The organism is Rothia sp. ZJ932, from assembly GCF_016924835.1.
Classification (GTDB): Bacteria; Actinomycetota; Actinomycetes; order Actinomycetales; family Micrococcaceae; genus Rothia.
Map to the genome: position 1 here is coordinate 767,467 of NZ_CP070480.1, position 15,036 is coordinate 782,502.

Consider the following 15,036-nt stretch of genomic DNA (forward strand, 5'->3'; position numbering starts at 1 on the left):
GCGATAAACCCACTACAACCTTGCAGATGTGGGGTATTGCACCCCAATATCTGCACTATATGACGTTTTTTCTTCCGCTTTTCGTTTCACCAGTGGCGATAAGTGGTTACTTGAGACGACAGGGGGCGGTGGGGTACGAAAAAATAGAACGCATGGACGATACTCAACCTCGCGCTAAAGCATCTGCTGCCCTCACTTCTATTCCCGATGGTCATAAACTGACCAGCCACCGATCACGCGATGAGCTCAACACTGCCGTTGCGCGTCTGACCGACGGGGGTGTTCCTGCTCAGGCTCTCTTCATTGTGGGCAACAATATTCGCCAGGTCGAAGTTATCGCCGGAAAGATTACCTACGCCAAAGCCGCACTGAGCGGGGCAATTTCGGGTGCCACTTTCGGCGCACTGATTTCTGTGGTGATGGCTCTCGTGACGAATACGTCTATTCTCGCTAACGCTTTGACTGCTGTTCCTCTGGGCATCGCTTTTTGGATGCTGACAGGTGTGCTTTCGGTGGCTCGAATGAAAAATAAGGACGCCTTTGCCACCCGCGCTACTACTGTTGCGGAGTCCTACGATTTGATGGTGGTTCCCCAGTATTCACAGCAGGCACGTCAGATTTTGGGTGTTCGGGGGTTCGGCGCTACCCCGACCGGCTTTGTGCCACCGGTTGGTACACCTCAGCACTCGCATCCTCACCCGCAGCAGGGGCAACAGTCTACGCCCCCGCCGTACCCACAGTGGCAGCAGCCGGTGCCTCCCCAGCAGCCTCCTGCAGCCCCTTTTGAGCCCGGTCAGTATAGACAGCCTGAGCAGAACCCCCAAGTGCCGGTGAACCCTGGGCAGTCTCAAGAACGCGGTTCGGTAGCAGCGCCTGCTGCGCAGCCAGAGCAGACTACTCAACCCAATGCCGGTGAGCCAGCACCTTTCGCTCCACCGACCGCCACAAACGGCGAATCAAAGTACGGGTTGCGTATCACCGACCCCGCAGAATACGAGGCGATGGTGCGTAATGCGCCCGAAAAGCCCGAAACCAACCCCGTCGTTGAAGCGGTACGTAACGAGCCACCGGTACAAAAATACGGTAAGCGTATCACCGACCCCGCCGAGTACGAGGCAACCATCCGCAAACCCGATGAAGACAACCAGCAGCGCTAAACCCGACAGCTGAAAATAGCGTAAGTCCGCGCGTCCTTACCCGTCAACAGGGGCAGGGACGCGCGGACTTGCGCTTTCTTTCGCGCTGCTGATGGAGAGCTCTTCGCTAGTATTTTCGAGTTACTCTAGTAACTATGGATTTGTTAGAAGCAGCTCAGAACCGGCGAGAATCTGCCCTCGGAAGCCTAAACTCAATTCGTTAAAGTGAGTTGGGCCAGTTCTTTACCCCCATCGCGGTTGCCAAGACTATCGCCGAGCAAATCCAATTAGACGCTTTTGCCGATAATCATGAAGTAATCAAGATTCTAGAAACTTTCATGCCACAACGGATACAAATGTGCACGAGCAAATCATCATCCTGGAGAACACCGACAAAGTTCTCGGTGTCGACCGCGCCATTATGGGAAACCTCATTGAGTTCACCAAAGATACCGAAAACGGTCGTTACGGTTACCTGAAAGACGTTATAGACGTAGCAGAAGAGGAATACTCCGAATGACGACACCAGTGGTTAGTTACAAGCCTCTCTGGAAGACCCTCATCGACAAAAATATGACAAAATAAGACCTACGCAAAGCAACCGGTCTCTCAAGCGTCACTATCGCCAAGATGGGGCGCGACGAGACCGTAACAACTCAAGTGCTCGCACGAATTATGCGGAGCACTGGACTGCCAAATGGCAGATATCGTCGAAGTTGTGCCCGCTGATGAAGAGAAAGGAAAAGATGCATGAGGCAGTTAAGTGTGTGCCGTCGGGAAAGCTTGTTTACAACTTGCGTGATCATCTCAGAATCGACCAATGGTCGCTTCGATGGTTGTGCTAGGTGCAACCAGGCATTCACTGCGTTGTCTACTGCAAACTCATTTTCTCCCTTAGCACGAAACAACCAGCGGCGAACCACATCCGAAACCATCAAGAAAGAGGTGAAACAATGAAGTTCCTACAAGAACTCGAAGGTGCGCTCAAGAGCGATGAGCGCTTTGTTTCCCAGGACGGTCAACTGCTCAAACCACGAGTTCGCGACGCTGTTTCGCAGCTCGATGCCAAGCTAATCCGCAGCCTAGCGGCATCCCCCCTTCTTAAAGAGCATTTCTTCAAAACTGTTGATGGCATCACCATCTTCGACCAAGAGAAATTCATGTGGGTGGTCAGCTCTAAGGAGTTCCTACCTGATAGCTACACGGCCTACCGAAACAAAATCGGCCTCTCAGCCGACGGCCGCAACCTCATCGCAGCTTCGAGCGAGGTTACTCTGGTGTGGCCATACAAGGACTGCGTACTCGAAGGTGGTCAAGATAAAGACGACGAAAAACGTAATGAGATCTTTTACAACGAGACACTCGCGCCTGACGAAGTGACCAGACTCCTCGCACCGAAAGCTTTCAGCAACGCCACTCGGTACACCGCACAAGGAGAAGAACGCGTTACAGAGTTCAACGAGAACGAAAACCTGATCATCAAAGGCAACAATCTGCTCGTCCTGAGCTCGCTACTCGAACGGTATGAAGGCAAGGTCAAGTGTATCTATATCGATCCGCCGTACTACTTCAACGCAACAAGGGCTGAGGACACCTTTGCTTACAACAGCAACTTCAAGAAAAGCACCTGGCTAACGTTCATGGAAAACCGATTGCAGGTAGCGCGTCGATTGCTTTCCCCAGACGGAGCCCTATTCGTGCAAATAAGTGATGACGGAGTTGCCGAACTGCATCTCTTGTTGAAAGAAGTATTCGGCGAGGAGAACTTCCTAAACAAGATCACGGTCCGCACAAAATCGCCCTCAGGGTTCGCGAGTGTCAACGCTGGAGTTTTCGAAACAGCGGAGTATGTTCTTGCTTTCGGTAAGGAGAAGCGACAGTGGCGCTACAACACGCAGTATGTCGCCACAAGCTGGGATAGTAACTACAAATACTACGTGCTAAACAGAACCGAAGCGCCTGACGCTTGGGAAATCGTAAGAATTTACGATTATCTAGCCGAGCAGAACGGATTTACCAGCCTAGCGAAAATGAGAGGGCAGCTCGGCAAAGCTGCAGTCGAGGAAATGGCAGCAGAGTTTGCTTTACAGCACAAGGACTCGGTATTCCGCTATACAGCCATTAGTGACAAAGCTGGTGCCCAAGTTGTAGCTGCACGTGAAGCCTCGAAGAAGACTCGTGAGAGCATTATCGCTATCGAACGTGAAAACCAGTACACGGTTTACGTGCATAACGGTCAAGAATTGGCGTTCTATTCGAAGAAGGTTCGCGAGATCGATAATGAGCTTGTGCCTAGCATGCAGGTGACAAACATCTGGACTGACACACCATACGAGGGCATCGCATCCGAGGGGGGAGTTAAGTTAAAGGGTGGAAAGAAGCCTGAGAAGCTCCTTCAGCGCATTATTGCTTTGAACACAGATCCAGGTGACCTGGTCCTTGATTACCACCTTGGGTCGGGGACAACGGCTGCGGTTGCACACAAAATGGGCCGCAGATACATAGGAATCGAACAGCTCGACTATGGGCGCAACAGCCCTCTTGTCCGATTGCGCAAAGTTATCGATGGTGACAAGTCTGGGATTAGCAAGGGTGTTGCTTGGAAGGGTGGTGGCTCGTTCGTCTACGTCGAGCTTGCCAAGCAGGGCGAGCAACTGATGAGCGAACTGCAAGACGCGACAACCACCGATGAGGTTCAGGCTGTACTCGATCAAGCAACTGAGCGGGGCCTGTTGCGGCCATCTGTTCTGCCCGATGAACTAGCAGCTTCTGCATCGAACTTCGCGGAGCTGTCGTTCGACGACCGGAAGACGACCGTAGCTGAGCTGATCGACAAGAACCGGCTGTACGTCAACGCTTCGGAAGTCGAGGATGCCGACCTCGGTTTGTCGGAGGCTGACGTCGAGTTCACTAAGTTCTTCTACCAGAAGGGCAAATAATGAGCGGCTCCATTGACCAAGACAAGTTCCTGTTCCAGCAACTCGATCCCTTGTATAACTTCGGGACGCGACACGAGCTACCTGCACACATCGAGCAGAATCTTGCCCCTCACATCGAGCTGCGTGAGTACCAGGAGCATGCGTTCTCAAATACGCTCGAGTACTTGAGCAATGACAAGTTGTCGAAGAACCGCCAGACCCATCTCTTCTATCACATGGCGACGGGTTCAGGTAAGACCGTGATGATGGCTGGCCTTATCCTGCATTACTATTCACTTGGCTATCGTAACTTCCTGTTCTTCGTGAACCAGACGAACATCATCGAGAAGACTAAAGCTAACTTCCTGGATACAGCTTCGGCGAAGTACCTGTTCGCTGAGTCAATCGAGATCGATGGCATGCGTGTGCCGATTAACGAGGTTAGCAACTTCGCTGCCGCCGACCCGAACGCAATCAACCTCTGCTTCTCGACGACCCAAAAGCTGCATCTGGATTTCCTTGCCCCGAAGGAAAACGCGCTCACAACCGATGACTTTGAGGATGCACCCGTGGTGATGATTTCTGATGAGTCGCACCACGTGAATACGCGCACCAAGAGGGCAACGAAGGCTGAGGACGAGGAAGACCGCTCGTGGGAGTACACGGTCAGCTCAGCTTTCCTGGGCAACCGGGACAATGTGCTGCTGGAGTTCACAGCGACTGTCGATCTGCGCGACCGTAACATTCTGCAGAAGTACAAAGACAAGATCGTCTTCGACTATCCCCTGGCACGTTTCCGTGAGTCCGGGTTCACCAAGGACTTTCAGAACTTCCAGTCTGTCCTCGACCAGTGGGGAAGGACTCTGCAAGCACTTGTCTTGTCGGAGTATCGCCGCGCGCTGTTTGCCGACGGTGGCGTATTCTCGAAGCCTGTGGTGCTACTGAAATCGCAAAGAATCGATGATTCGAAAGCGTTCTACGACGAGTTCTTCCAGCGACTCCAAAGACTCACGGAGGACGAGATCCTCGAGATGGCCACCGACGGTCTGATGAAAGAGGTGATCAGCTACTTCCAAGAGAAGGACCCGAGCTTGCGCTCCTTGCGATCGAGTATCCAGCAAGGGTTCGCCGAAGCGAACGCCATCATCATGAACGGCTCCACAGACAACTCAACGGAGAAGCAGTTGGCAGTGAACTCGCTCGAAGATCACTCCAACCCGTATCGGATCATCTTCACAGTTGACATGCTGAACGAAGGCTGGGACGTTCTCAACCTCTATGACATCGTCCGGCTTTATGAAACACGCCAGGGAGGAAAAGCAGGAAAACCCGGCGCGTACACGATTAAGGAAGCGCAACTGATCGGGCGCGGAGCCCGCTACTTCCCGTTTATGCTTGAAAACGAGTCCGTCGAACGCGATCAAGAGGACAAGTTCGTCCGGAAGTACGATCAGGATCTTGATAGCCCGAACCGGCTCCTTGAAACCCTGCTCTACCACTCCAAGCAAGACTCGAAGTACATCACCGAGCTTCGCCTCGCGCTGCGTGAAACAGGCTTACTTCCTGACGAAGTCACCGAAGTCACCTACGAACTTAAACCGGCGTTCAAACAGACGGACTTCTACCACGAAGCGATGGTGTTCAGTAACCAGCGCGAGGAAGTCTCCCGCGAGGAGGTCACCCAGCTGGATAACCGGGTGAAGTCCGCGTTCTATCAGTTCGATGTCCGCCACGCACCTTCCCGGCTCGTGAGCCTCTTTGAAGCCGATAGCAGGCAAGCAGAGGCGCCTAAGAGTTCGACGGTTCATACGATCCGCCGAAAGATCAGCGAGATGCCGTTGAATGTGGCCTTGGGATCCTTAGCAAGTTACGACGCACTGCGTTTCGAGGTGCTTAAGCACTATTTCCCTCATCTGAACTCTGCCCGCGAGTTCATCACGTGTAAGGACTACCTCGGTGATACTGAGATCACCTTCCAAAGCGACACTGAAGACCTCACTGCGACCGACCTGCGGGCGGGCCTGGACAAGGTGTTCCTAGCCGTCGCCAGCTACCTGGCAGGCATCAAAGTCACCTACCGCGGCACGCACCAGTTCGAAGCCAAGCGATTGAACGAGGTGCTACGCAACAAGCGCCTACAGATCGCGAATCCGGTCGAAGGTGGGATCGGCACCAGCCAGACTAGCGATCCTGATTCCAGCCGTCGCGTTAACCTTGAGAACGCTGAATGGTATGTCTACAACGACAACTATGGCACCAGCGAAGAGAAGTCCTTTGTCAAATACTTCTCGACCGTTGTCGACGACCTCAAGCAGCGCTACGACGAGGTCTACCTGGTGCGCAACGAACGGCTCGCACCGCTGGCCATCTACTCGTTCGAGACCGGCGAGCGATTCGAGCCCGACTTCCTCCTCTTCTTGCGCAAGAAGGGACAGCCCTACAAACAGCAACAGGTCTACGTGGAGCCGAAGGGCACGCACCTGCTTGAAACTGACAGGTGGAAGGAGGACTTCTTACTCGCCATCGAGCAGAACGCGATCCCGCACACCGTCTATGTCGACAACACCGATTACCGCATTATCGGGCTGCCGTTCTACAACCAGGAGAACCGTATGACCGAATTCCGGGACGCACTCAAGACCGCAACAGGTTTCTGTTAGATATGACTGTTGTAAACGCGGCACGCTGATCGTTAGCATGTCTTCGCGCTGTTCCCGTCTTCCAAGCTCCTCCGAGAAAGGAGCAGCGCGACGTCTACGCTGGTTGTTTCTGTTGTGGAGATCAGCTGCTCAGCAATTGCTGCGCGCAAATTCCTGACTGATTCACTCCGATTCAGAGGCAATCCTGAACCTTGCGAGGGAGCCCTCTCGCCAGCATGATACCCCGGTTCTCGATCCGCCTATCCAGCGCAAAATTGCTGGTCTTAGAGGGTATCGACGCTTGTGTGGTGCCCCCTCGAACAGGGTTCTTGTATCCATCGTGACCGCTTGTGCGACCCCGGAGCGGGGTCGGGAGTGCTGATGACAGCTCTAACTCAGAGAATTTTCAAAGAAATCCCCAATGCTGAAATCTGGGTCACAGCCATTGAGAAAGACACAGAGCTACTGCCAGTACTAGAAGATGCAGCTCATGAGTTACGCGCAATCGGGGTTAAAACTACCGTTGTATCAGCTGATTTTATAGAGTGGGCGCTGGAACAAAAAAGTAACGCTTTCGACCTGATAGTCCAGAACCCGCCCTATAAAAAGCTTCATTCAAAATCTTTTCACGATACTTTGCTTACTGATGCAGGTATCAAAGTTCCTAACCTCTATGCCGCATTCGTGAGGCTATCGCTAGACCTCTTGAATCCAGGTGGTCAGGTCGTTGCTATTACCCCTCGATCATGGACCAATGGAACGTACTATAAACAGTTTCGAAAAGACCTTAGAGATGGGTTTAGTCTGGAGCACCTCTACCTTTTTGACTCTCGCAGCGAAGTGTTTGGCGACATGGGAGTTCTCCAAGAATCAATGATTACAGTCATAGCGGGGCACCAGCAATCCCAAAATATTAAGGTGTCAATTGCTAGGAGTTCCTCAGGATCCGCAGAAACTGTGGAATACCCAGTAGCTGCGATTATAGATAATGATTTTATTTTCATACCATCTGGCGCCGCCTCAAGTGATACGGCGCAGTGGATGAAACAAGCCACCCATACGCTCAAAGATTTAGGTGTATCTGTATCAACAGGCAAAGTAGTGGGGTTTAGACTTAAAGAATATCTGTTAGACTCGCCTACTCTTTTTTCTGTGCCTTTATTATATCCTGCAAACATAGTGAATAACGAAGTTATTCATCCCCGAGCAACTGTGAAAAAATCACAGTGGTTTGATGCTCCCGTAGACGTTCAGGAAAAACACGCTTGATTCCGGAACCTATGTTCTTGTGAAGAGATTCTCAGCTAAGGAAGAGAAAAAACGTATTGTCTCAGCTGTTCTGGACGTCTCAGCGCCGACAGCACTGGACAATAAATTAAACTACCTGCACACGGATGGGCAAGGGATCAATGGGCAGCTTGCATTAGGAATCCACAAATGGCTTTCAAGTTCAAGAGTAGATCAGTACTTCAGAATTTTCAGTGGTCATACTCAGGTGAACACCGGTGACTTAAGATCTTTACCTTTTCCCTCAAAGAGCCAGCTGCTGCGGTTAGCAGATGCTGAAGATTCATTAGTAGATAGCGCTGTCGAAGACCTATTTTCCTATTCAGATCAATCCAAGAAAGCAGCATAATGGCAACCTTAGAAGAGGCACAGGTTATCCTCGGAGCATTCGGTTTTGACGCCAAGAGAACGAACGCTACTGCCGCACGCACTTTCTTGTCGTTAGTCCAGCTCAAACCCCAACAGCACTGGTCAGAAGCAACGTCCTATAGGCTTGGTGTGAGGGCTCTTTTGGACTGGATGCGTGAAGAACTTGATCATCCCATCGCAGAAAACTCCAGGGAGACTATTCGACGATTCGTATTACATCAGTTTGTTGAAGTTGGCTTTGTCATTCATAATGAAGATGATCCAGCTAGACCTACTAATTCTTCAAAGAATAACTACAAGATTAATGACCGGGCGCTGTGCGTCATCCAAAAATTTGGAACAGATGAATTTCTCCCTTTACTTGATAAGTATTTAGTAGATATCCCATCACTTCTAAGCCGCCAACGTGAAGAACGAAAAAATCTTGAAAGAATACCGGTTGCACTTCCCCCGGGAACTGACGTGTTCATTAAGTCCGGCGGTCAGAATGCTCTCATCAAACAAATTATCGAAGATTTTTGCCCAACCTTTGCTCCTGGAGGTGAAGTCATAGCTATTGGGGATGCTAAATCAAAATCTGTTGCGACCAACCAGCATGCTTTAGAGCAGTTAGGGATTACTTACAATCTTCATGGTAAATTCCCTGATGTAGTGGTCTATCTTCGCGAAAAGAACTGGCTTTACCTTATAGAAGCTGCCTCCACCCACGGTCCTGTTGATTTCAGCCGCAAGCTGAACTTCAAGGAATATTTGGGCACAGTTCTGCTGGGCTAGTCTTTGTATCATGTTTTCCCAACCGTGCAGTCATGCGTAGGTTCATTGCTGATATAGCTTGGGATACCGAGATTTGGATTGCTGATGAACCGACGCACATGATTCATCTCAACGGCGATAGGTTCATGGGACCAAGACCATAACGTAGAGTACAAGCCTGCGCGTCCCTACCCTTCTTGAGGGGTAAGGACGCGCGGGCTTGCGCTTAACCGCGGGGCGTACGGTTAGTTGGTTTTGAGGATGTCAGCCATCCACTGCTCGATTCCTTCGATATCGCGGGGCAGAGCAGCAGAGAGGTTTTCATTACCGTCTTCGGTAATCAGTACGTCATCTTCAATGCGCACGCCGATGCCACGGTACTCTTCAGGGATTGCCAAGTCCTCTTCTTTGAAGTAAAGACCCGGCTCGATGGTGAAAACCATACCCGGCTCAATAACGCCCTCAATGTACAGCTCACGCTTCGCTTGGGCGCAGTCATGAACGTCAAGACCGAGGTGGTGGCTGGTGCCGTGCGGCATCCATCGGCGATGCTGACCGCCGACTTCAGACAGTGAAACCTCAGCCGACACCGGCAGCAGACCCCACTCTTCCAAACGGTTCGCGAGAACCTTCATCGCAGCCGCGTGAACGTCCTTAAACTTGTTACCGGGCACAGCCACCTGAAAAGCAGCGTCAGCGGCATCAAGCACCGCCTGGTAAACCTTCGCCTGGATCTCAGTGAACTTGCCGTCCACCGGCAGGGTGCGGGTGATATCAGCAGTGTAGAGGGTATCATCCTCAACACCGGCATCCACCAGAATCAGCTTGCCCTCATCGACAGTGCCGTTATTACGAATCCAGTGCAAAACCGTTGCATTATTACCGCAGGCAGCAATGGTGTCATAGCCCAAATCGTTACCCTCAGCGCGAGCCTGGGCAAAGAAAGCGCCCTCTACTAGACGTTCGCCGCGGCGGTGCCCGGTGGCAGTAGGTATCGCCTTGACGATATTTTCAAAACCGGCAATCGTCGCGTTCACCGAACGACGCATATTCTCAACCTCAACGGCGTCCTTGATCAGACGAATCTCGCTCAGCGCCTCGGTGAGCTGGGCGTCTAACTGATCAGACTGCTCCAAATCAACGCCGGTGTTATACCGCGAGGTATCGACCAAAGCATCCATATTCATATCAACATCGCGCACCAAACGAATACGGATGCCACCGAGAGCCTGGTTGCCAGCGTTCTTAGTAACAGCTACTTCAATCTCGGCAAGATCAGCGGTATTGATACCGTACTGTGTCTGAACCTCAGCCAGGGTGGGGCGAGCGCCAATCCAAAACTCACCGTAGCGGGGGTCAGCGTAGAACTTTTCGCTATCGCGACCTGCCAACGGGGTGAAGTAGAGGGTCGCCTCGTGCGCTGAACCGTTATCGCCGGTGCCTTCATCGACGGGCTCCATCACTAGCACGGCATCAGGCTCATGGTCGGTGCCCAAACCGGTCAGGTGGGCGAATGCTGAGTGCGGGCGAAAACGGTAGTCAGTATCGTTGGAACGCACTTTGAGTGGCCCGGCAGGAATCACCAAGCGTTCACCGACAAAACGCGCTGAGAGCTTGGCGCGGCGGGCGGCGGCGTAGTCAGCGACCTCATCGCGGGCGGGCATATCGCCGGAAGGCTCTGCCCACTTGGACGCCATGAAATCTTTGAACGCCTGTGATGTGGGTGGCTGAGAGCGGTTCTTCACACGCTCTTCAATGTTTTGGTCAGTTGAATTTTCAGTCATGTTTCTTACTCTACCGTGATTGATTATTTTTTCTACCGTTAGATCACAGCTGTGAGGACCAGCCGCTAAACTAAGAGTCATGGCATACGACCTTCACACTCACTCAGCACTCTCAGACGGTACTCAGACCGTAGACGAACTCGTCGGTGAAATCGCAGGTACCGGGCTAACTGGTTTCGCACTCACCGACCACGATACGTGCGTGGGGTGGACGCGAGCTGCTGAGCTTGCTGATGTGTACGGTTTAGATTTTGTGCCGGGCATGGAGGTTTCGTGTGCTACCTCCGGGCTGAGTGTTCATCTGCTCTCCTATTACCATGACCCTGAAAACACTGACCTTTTTGCGGAGATCAATCTGGCGCGAGACTCGCGCATCACCCGAGCACAGAAAATGGTGGATCTCATTGCCGTCGATTACCCGGTGACCTGGGATCTTGTGCAGGAGCACGTGGGCGAGGAGGCTACCGTGGGGCGTCCGCATATTGCTGATGCTTTGGTGACCGCAGGATGTGTCTCAACCCGTTCAGAAGCGTTTGCCACTATTTTGACCCCGGCTTCACCCTACTACGTCTCACACTACGCTGTTGATCCCGTCAAAGCGGTGAAACTGGTGCGTGCAGCCGGGGGAGTGCCGGTGATGGCGCATCCGTTTGCGCGCTCGCGCGGACGCGTGGCATCGGTAGAACTGCTCGAACAGATGATTGATGCCGGCTTGTGCGGGCTGGAAATTAACCATCGCGATAATGCAGAAGATGACAGAGCCGTACTGCGCGTGCTTGCTCAAAAGCATGACCTGATTGTTACCGGGGCATCTGACTATCACGGGGCAGGCAAACCCAACCGTCTGGGGGAAAACACCACCACCGGGCAGATGGTGGAGCGCATCCGCGAACGCGCCGGGCTGTGACCTCCTGCGGGGTTTACACGTCGGGCTTTTCGCCTTTCGCTGCCTTACGCTCAGCACGCGCTAACCGTTTGGCTTCTAAAACAGCGGCTTCAGCTTTGATTCTTTGCTCAATAGCACGCGCCGAGCGGTGCTTGGTGAAAACTGCCGTCACCGCGTTTGCAGCCTGCTCTTGGACCAGAAGACTAGCCTTGCGAGGCCCTACGGTCCCCAGACGTTTCTTCATGATCCTGATAGCCGGTGGGTTCTGATCGATACATACAAAACGCCTACCCATTTCAGCCGCAGCTGCACCCGTAGTACCTGAACCGGCGAAGAAATCCAGCACCCAATCACCCTCGCGAGTAGATGCTGCAATCATGCGACGCAGAAGACCCAACGGCTTTTGCGTAGGGTAACCGGTTTTCTCTTTACCGGTGGGCGAGACAATCGTATGCCACCACACATCGGTGGGTAGCTTGCCGCGCGCCGCCTTCTCAGCGGTCACCAACCCCGGTGCCATATAGGGCTCGCGATCGACCTCTTCAGTATTGAAGTAGTATGCCTTAGGGTTCTTTGCGTAAACCAAGATATTGTCGTGCTTGGTCGGCCAACGACGAGACGATTTGGCACCAAAATCGTAGGCCCAAATCAGCTCGTTAATGAACGATTCCCTACCGAAAATCATGTCGCACATAACCTTGGCATAGTGAACCTCACGCCAATCAAGGTGCAAGTACAGGGTACCATCGTCAGCCAACAGCCTGTGAGCCTCTGTGATACGAGGCTCCAAAAAACCCCAGTAATCCTCAAAACTATCCGAATAACTTGCCAGCTGAGCCAGTACCGAAGAATACGACTTGCCAGCAAACCCCATCCGGTCACCTCTACCCTCCTCAACAGAGGTAGTGGCGAGAGTCTTACGGGTCTGAACCCGCCCTGTGTTAAAAGGCGGGTCAATATAAATCATGGTGAATACCCCATCGGGCAGTTCACGCAGATACGAAAGATTATCTGCCTGAACCACCAACGAATGGCCGTCGGCGTCAAAACGGGTCAACGAACAGTCCTACTCAGTTTCAGCTGATGGGTTACGGCGGCGGCGACGGCGGCGGGTACCATCCTCACGCTTTTCTACTGTCTTACTACGCTGTTCGGTTCCCTCTGCACGGGTACGGCGACGAGTAGGACACTCTGAATGCTTCTCGCCAGCATCTTCCGAAGAGACCTTACCCTCAGAACGCTTATTCGCCGAACGGGTGCCTTCTGAACGACGATCATCAGAACGCTGACGGCGATTACCGCCACGACCGCGTCCTTCACCGCGACCGCCACCGCGAGAATCACGCGAGTCGATGTCCTGACGCTGTGAACCAATGCCCTCAAGAGTCTGCTCATCTTTCGGTAACCTACCTTTAGATCCGGCAGGAATACCCAGATCAGTGAAGAGGTGGGGAGACGAAGAGTAGGTTTCTACCGGTTCAGGAACGTTGAGTTCCAGTGCCTGGTTGATGAACTTCCAGCGCGGTACGTCTTCCCAGTCCACGAAAGTCACAGCGGTACCTTCGTTAGATGCACGACCGGTACGACCTGTGCGGTGGGTATAAGCTTTTTCATCCTCAGGCATCTGATAGTTGATCACGTGCGTAACGTCGTCAACGTCTATACCGCGGGCAGCCACATCGGTAGCCACCAAAATATCAATCTTAGAATCGCGGAAAGCCTGGAGCGCCTTCTCTCGCGCGCCCTGGTTGAGATCTCCGTGCAGGGCAGCGGCGGCGAAACCGCGTGAGATTAGTTCTTCAGAGAGTTTAGCAGCGCTGCGTTTGGTGCGGGTGAAGATAATGGTGCGACCGCGGCCTTCAGCACGCAGAATACGCCCCACCATCTCGTCTTTATCCAGCGGATGCGCGCGGTAAATGACCTGGCGAATAGAGGCTTTGGTCTTTGAATCATCGCCGGGAGCTTCTGCACGGATGTGCATAGGCTTGGTCATGTAGCGGCGTGCCATGGTCAGCACCGGTCCGGGCATAGTAGCCGAGAAGAGCATGCTCTGACGCGCCTCGGGCAGAGCTGCCAAAAGACGCTCGACATCGGGCAAGAATCCCAAATCGAGCATTTCGTCAGCCTCATCAAGAACCACCATCTTCACCTGTGAAAGGTTAAGGTACTTCTGACGGTGCAGGTCAATCAGGCGACCGGGAGTGCCCACGACAATCTCCACGCCCTTTTCAAGAGCCTTCACCTGAGCATCGTAGGGGGATCCACCGTAGAGAGTCTCAATGCGAGCGTTGCGCTGGGCAGCAGCCGCGCTCAAATCTGACCCCACCTGAACAGCCAGCTCACGAGTGGGAACAATAATAAGAGCCTGGGGTGCGCCGGGAATCTTGAGTGAATCCCAACCGGCATCCTCGCGTCCTACCACGCGCTGAATAGCGGGCAAACCAAAGCCCAGAGTTTTACCCGTACCAGTTTTCGCCTGACCAATAATGTCGTGACCTTCAAGCGCTACCGGCAGGGTGAGCGCCTGAATGGGGAAGGGCTGGGTGATGCCCTTAGCCGCTAAGGCAGCGGCGATGTCCTCGCGAACACCGTAATCAACGAATGTCTTATCTTCTTCGTTCACGTCTCGAAATTCCTTATAAAGTCCTGTGTCACCGTCGCGGTAAACACCAATGAAAATGAGGGAAGCCGATCGTGAATATGCGCGCTACGCTCTCACCGCGCTTTTGGGGCTTATAGAGCGTATCTAAAGTCTATGTATTGTGTTTTACTCACCAACGACCGGGCAACCGCATAGACTCCACTAAGTCTATACGCTTGAGTGCTATTTGTGGGAATGAGCGAGCACACACCTGTATTTCATGCGTTCTCAGCGTGAACGCATACCGGCATAAAATAACCGGTGACACCGTGGGCCCTTGGGAGAGTCAGGTGCCACCGGCTGCAAAACTTCTGCCGAAGCTCTCATTGTTAGAGGCGTTTATGCCTCGCTGAAACCAAAACCAATGCGACGCTTGGTTTCAGCACCGATTTCAACGTAGCCCAGCTGAGCTCCGGGAACCAAGATAATGGTGCCCTTTGAATCGGTCAGTTCAAGCACCGAACCGTTTGCGAGAGATTCAGCAACCTTAGCCTTAACAGCGTCTGCTGATTCGTCGGTGTCAACAACAATTTCACGCTGAACGTTCTGCACGCCAATTTTGATATCCATATTTTACCCCTAAACGTGTGCGCCACACTTTGGTGGCAGGTGAAGACGTCTTG

The 15,036-nt window shown here is 52.8% G+C and carries 12 protein-coding genes and 1 pseudogene; 9 read left to right on the forward strand and 4 right to left on the reverse strand.

Translation table 11 applies throughout. The features are described 5' to 3' along the window. Nucleotides 1–152 precede the first annotated feature (152 nt). From JR346_RS03575 to JR346_RS03605, 8 genes and pseudogenes are all read left to right on the forward strand, one after another. Complete coding sequence (locus JR346_RS03575) at nt 153–1,157, forward strand: general stress protein (protein WP_204877066.1); 1,005 nt, start codon at nt 153–155, stop codon at nt 1,155–1,157. Nucleotides 1,158–1,494: 337 nt separating this feature from the next. Next, on the forward strand, nt 1,495–1,656 hold the full coding sequence (locus tag JR346_RS03580) for a hypothetical protein (protein ID WP_205483270.1): 162 nt from the start codon (nt 1,495–1,497) through the stop codon (nt 1,654–1,656). Nucleotides 1,657–1,766: 110 nt separating this feature from the next. After that, nucleotides 1,767–1,865: a hypothetical protein gene (locus tag JR346_RS10590; protein WP_370592592.1), complete on the forward strand. Its 99-nt coding sequence runs from the start codon at nt 1,767–1,769 to the stop codon at nt 1,863–1,865. A 224-nt stretch (nt 1,866–2,089) separates the two neighbouring features. Next, complete coding sequence (locus tag JR346_RS03585; RefSeq protein ID WP_205483272.1) at nt 2,090–4,075, forward strand: site-specific DNA-methyltransferase; 1,986 nt, start codon at nt 2,090–2,092, stop codon at nt 4,073–4,075. Further along, a complete protein-coding gene (locus JR346_RS03590) occupies nt 4,075–6,714 on the forward strand; it encodes a DEAD/DEAH box helicase family protein (RefSeq protein WP_205483278.1) in 2,640 nt (879 codons plus the stop codon). Before JR346_RS03585 ends, JR346_RS03590 begins: the two co-directional genes overlap by 1 nt. Before the next feature lie 360 nt (nt 6,715–7,074). Further along, nucleotides 7,075–7,962, forward strand: a complete 888-nt coding sequence (locus tag JR346_RS03595) for an Eco57I restriction-modification methylase domain-containing protein (protein WP_205483285.1) — start codon at nt 7,075–7,077, stop codon at nt 7,960–7,962. A 19-nt stretch (nt 7,963–7,981) separates the two neighbouring features. Next, the gene (locus JR346_RS03600; protein WP_205483287.1) at nt 7,982–8,329 is read left to right on the forward strand and encodes a hypothetical protein; all 348 of its coding nucleotides are present in this window, start codon (nt 7,982–7,984) and stop codon (nt 8,327–8,329) included. Continuing rightward, a pseudogene (locus tag JR346_RS03605) lies at nt 8,329–9,266 on the forward strand (BsuBI/PstI family type II restriction endonuclease). Before JR346_RS03600 ends, JR346_RS03605 begins: the two are co-directional and overlap by 1 nt. Before the next feature lie 81 nt (nt 9,267–9,347). On the opposite strand, the gene JR346_RS03610 reads toward JR346_RS03605, so the two are convergent. After that, entirely contained in the window at nt 9,348–10,886 is a 1,539-nt protein-coding gene (locus JR346_RS03610) for an aminopeptidase P family protein (RefSeq protein WP_205483289.1), read from the reverse strand. A gap of 79 nt (nt 10,887–10,965) precedes the next feature. Between JR346_RS03610 and JR346_RS03615 the strand changes: the two genes are divergently transcribed. Beyond that, nucleotides 10,966–11,793, forward strand: a complete 828-nt coding sequence (locus tag JR346_RS03615; protein WP_205483291.1) for a PHP domain-containing protein — start codon at nt 10,966–10,968, stop codon at nt 11,791–11,793. Nucleotides 11,794–11,806: 13 nt separating this feature from the next. On the opposite strand, the gene JR346_RS03620 is transcribed toward JR346_RS03615, so the two are convergent. The 3 genes from JR346_RS03620 to JR346_RS03630 form a co-directional block, all read right to left on the reverse strand. Then, nucleotides 11,807–12,829, reverse strand: coding sequence for a site-specific DNA-methyltransferase (locus tag JR346_RS03620; RefSeq protein WP_205483293.1), 1,023 nt, complete (start codon nt 12,827–12,829; stop codon nt 11,807–11,809). A 9-nt stretch (nt 12,830–12,838) separates the two neighbouring features. Continuing rightward, nucleotides 12,839–14,395 carry a DEAD/DEAH box helicase gene (locus JR346_RS03625; RefSeq protein WP_240334009.1) on the reverse strand — a complete coding sequence of 519 codons (1,557 nt, stop codon included), beginning with the start codon at nt 14,393–14,395 and terminating at the stop codon, nt 12,839–12,841. A 357-nt stretch (nt 14,396–14,752) separates the two neighbouring features. After that, nucleotides 14,753–14,983 (reverse strand): DUF3107 domain-containing protein, encoded by a 231-nt coding sequence (locus JR346_RS03630; protein ID WP_204877059.1) that lies wholly within the window; start codon nt 14,981–14,983, stop codon nt 14,753–14,755. Between the last annotated feature and the right edge of the window lie 53 nt (nt 14,984–15,036).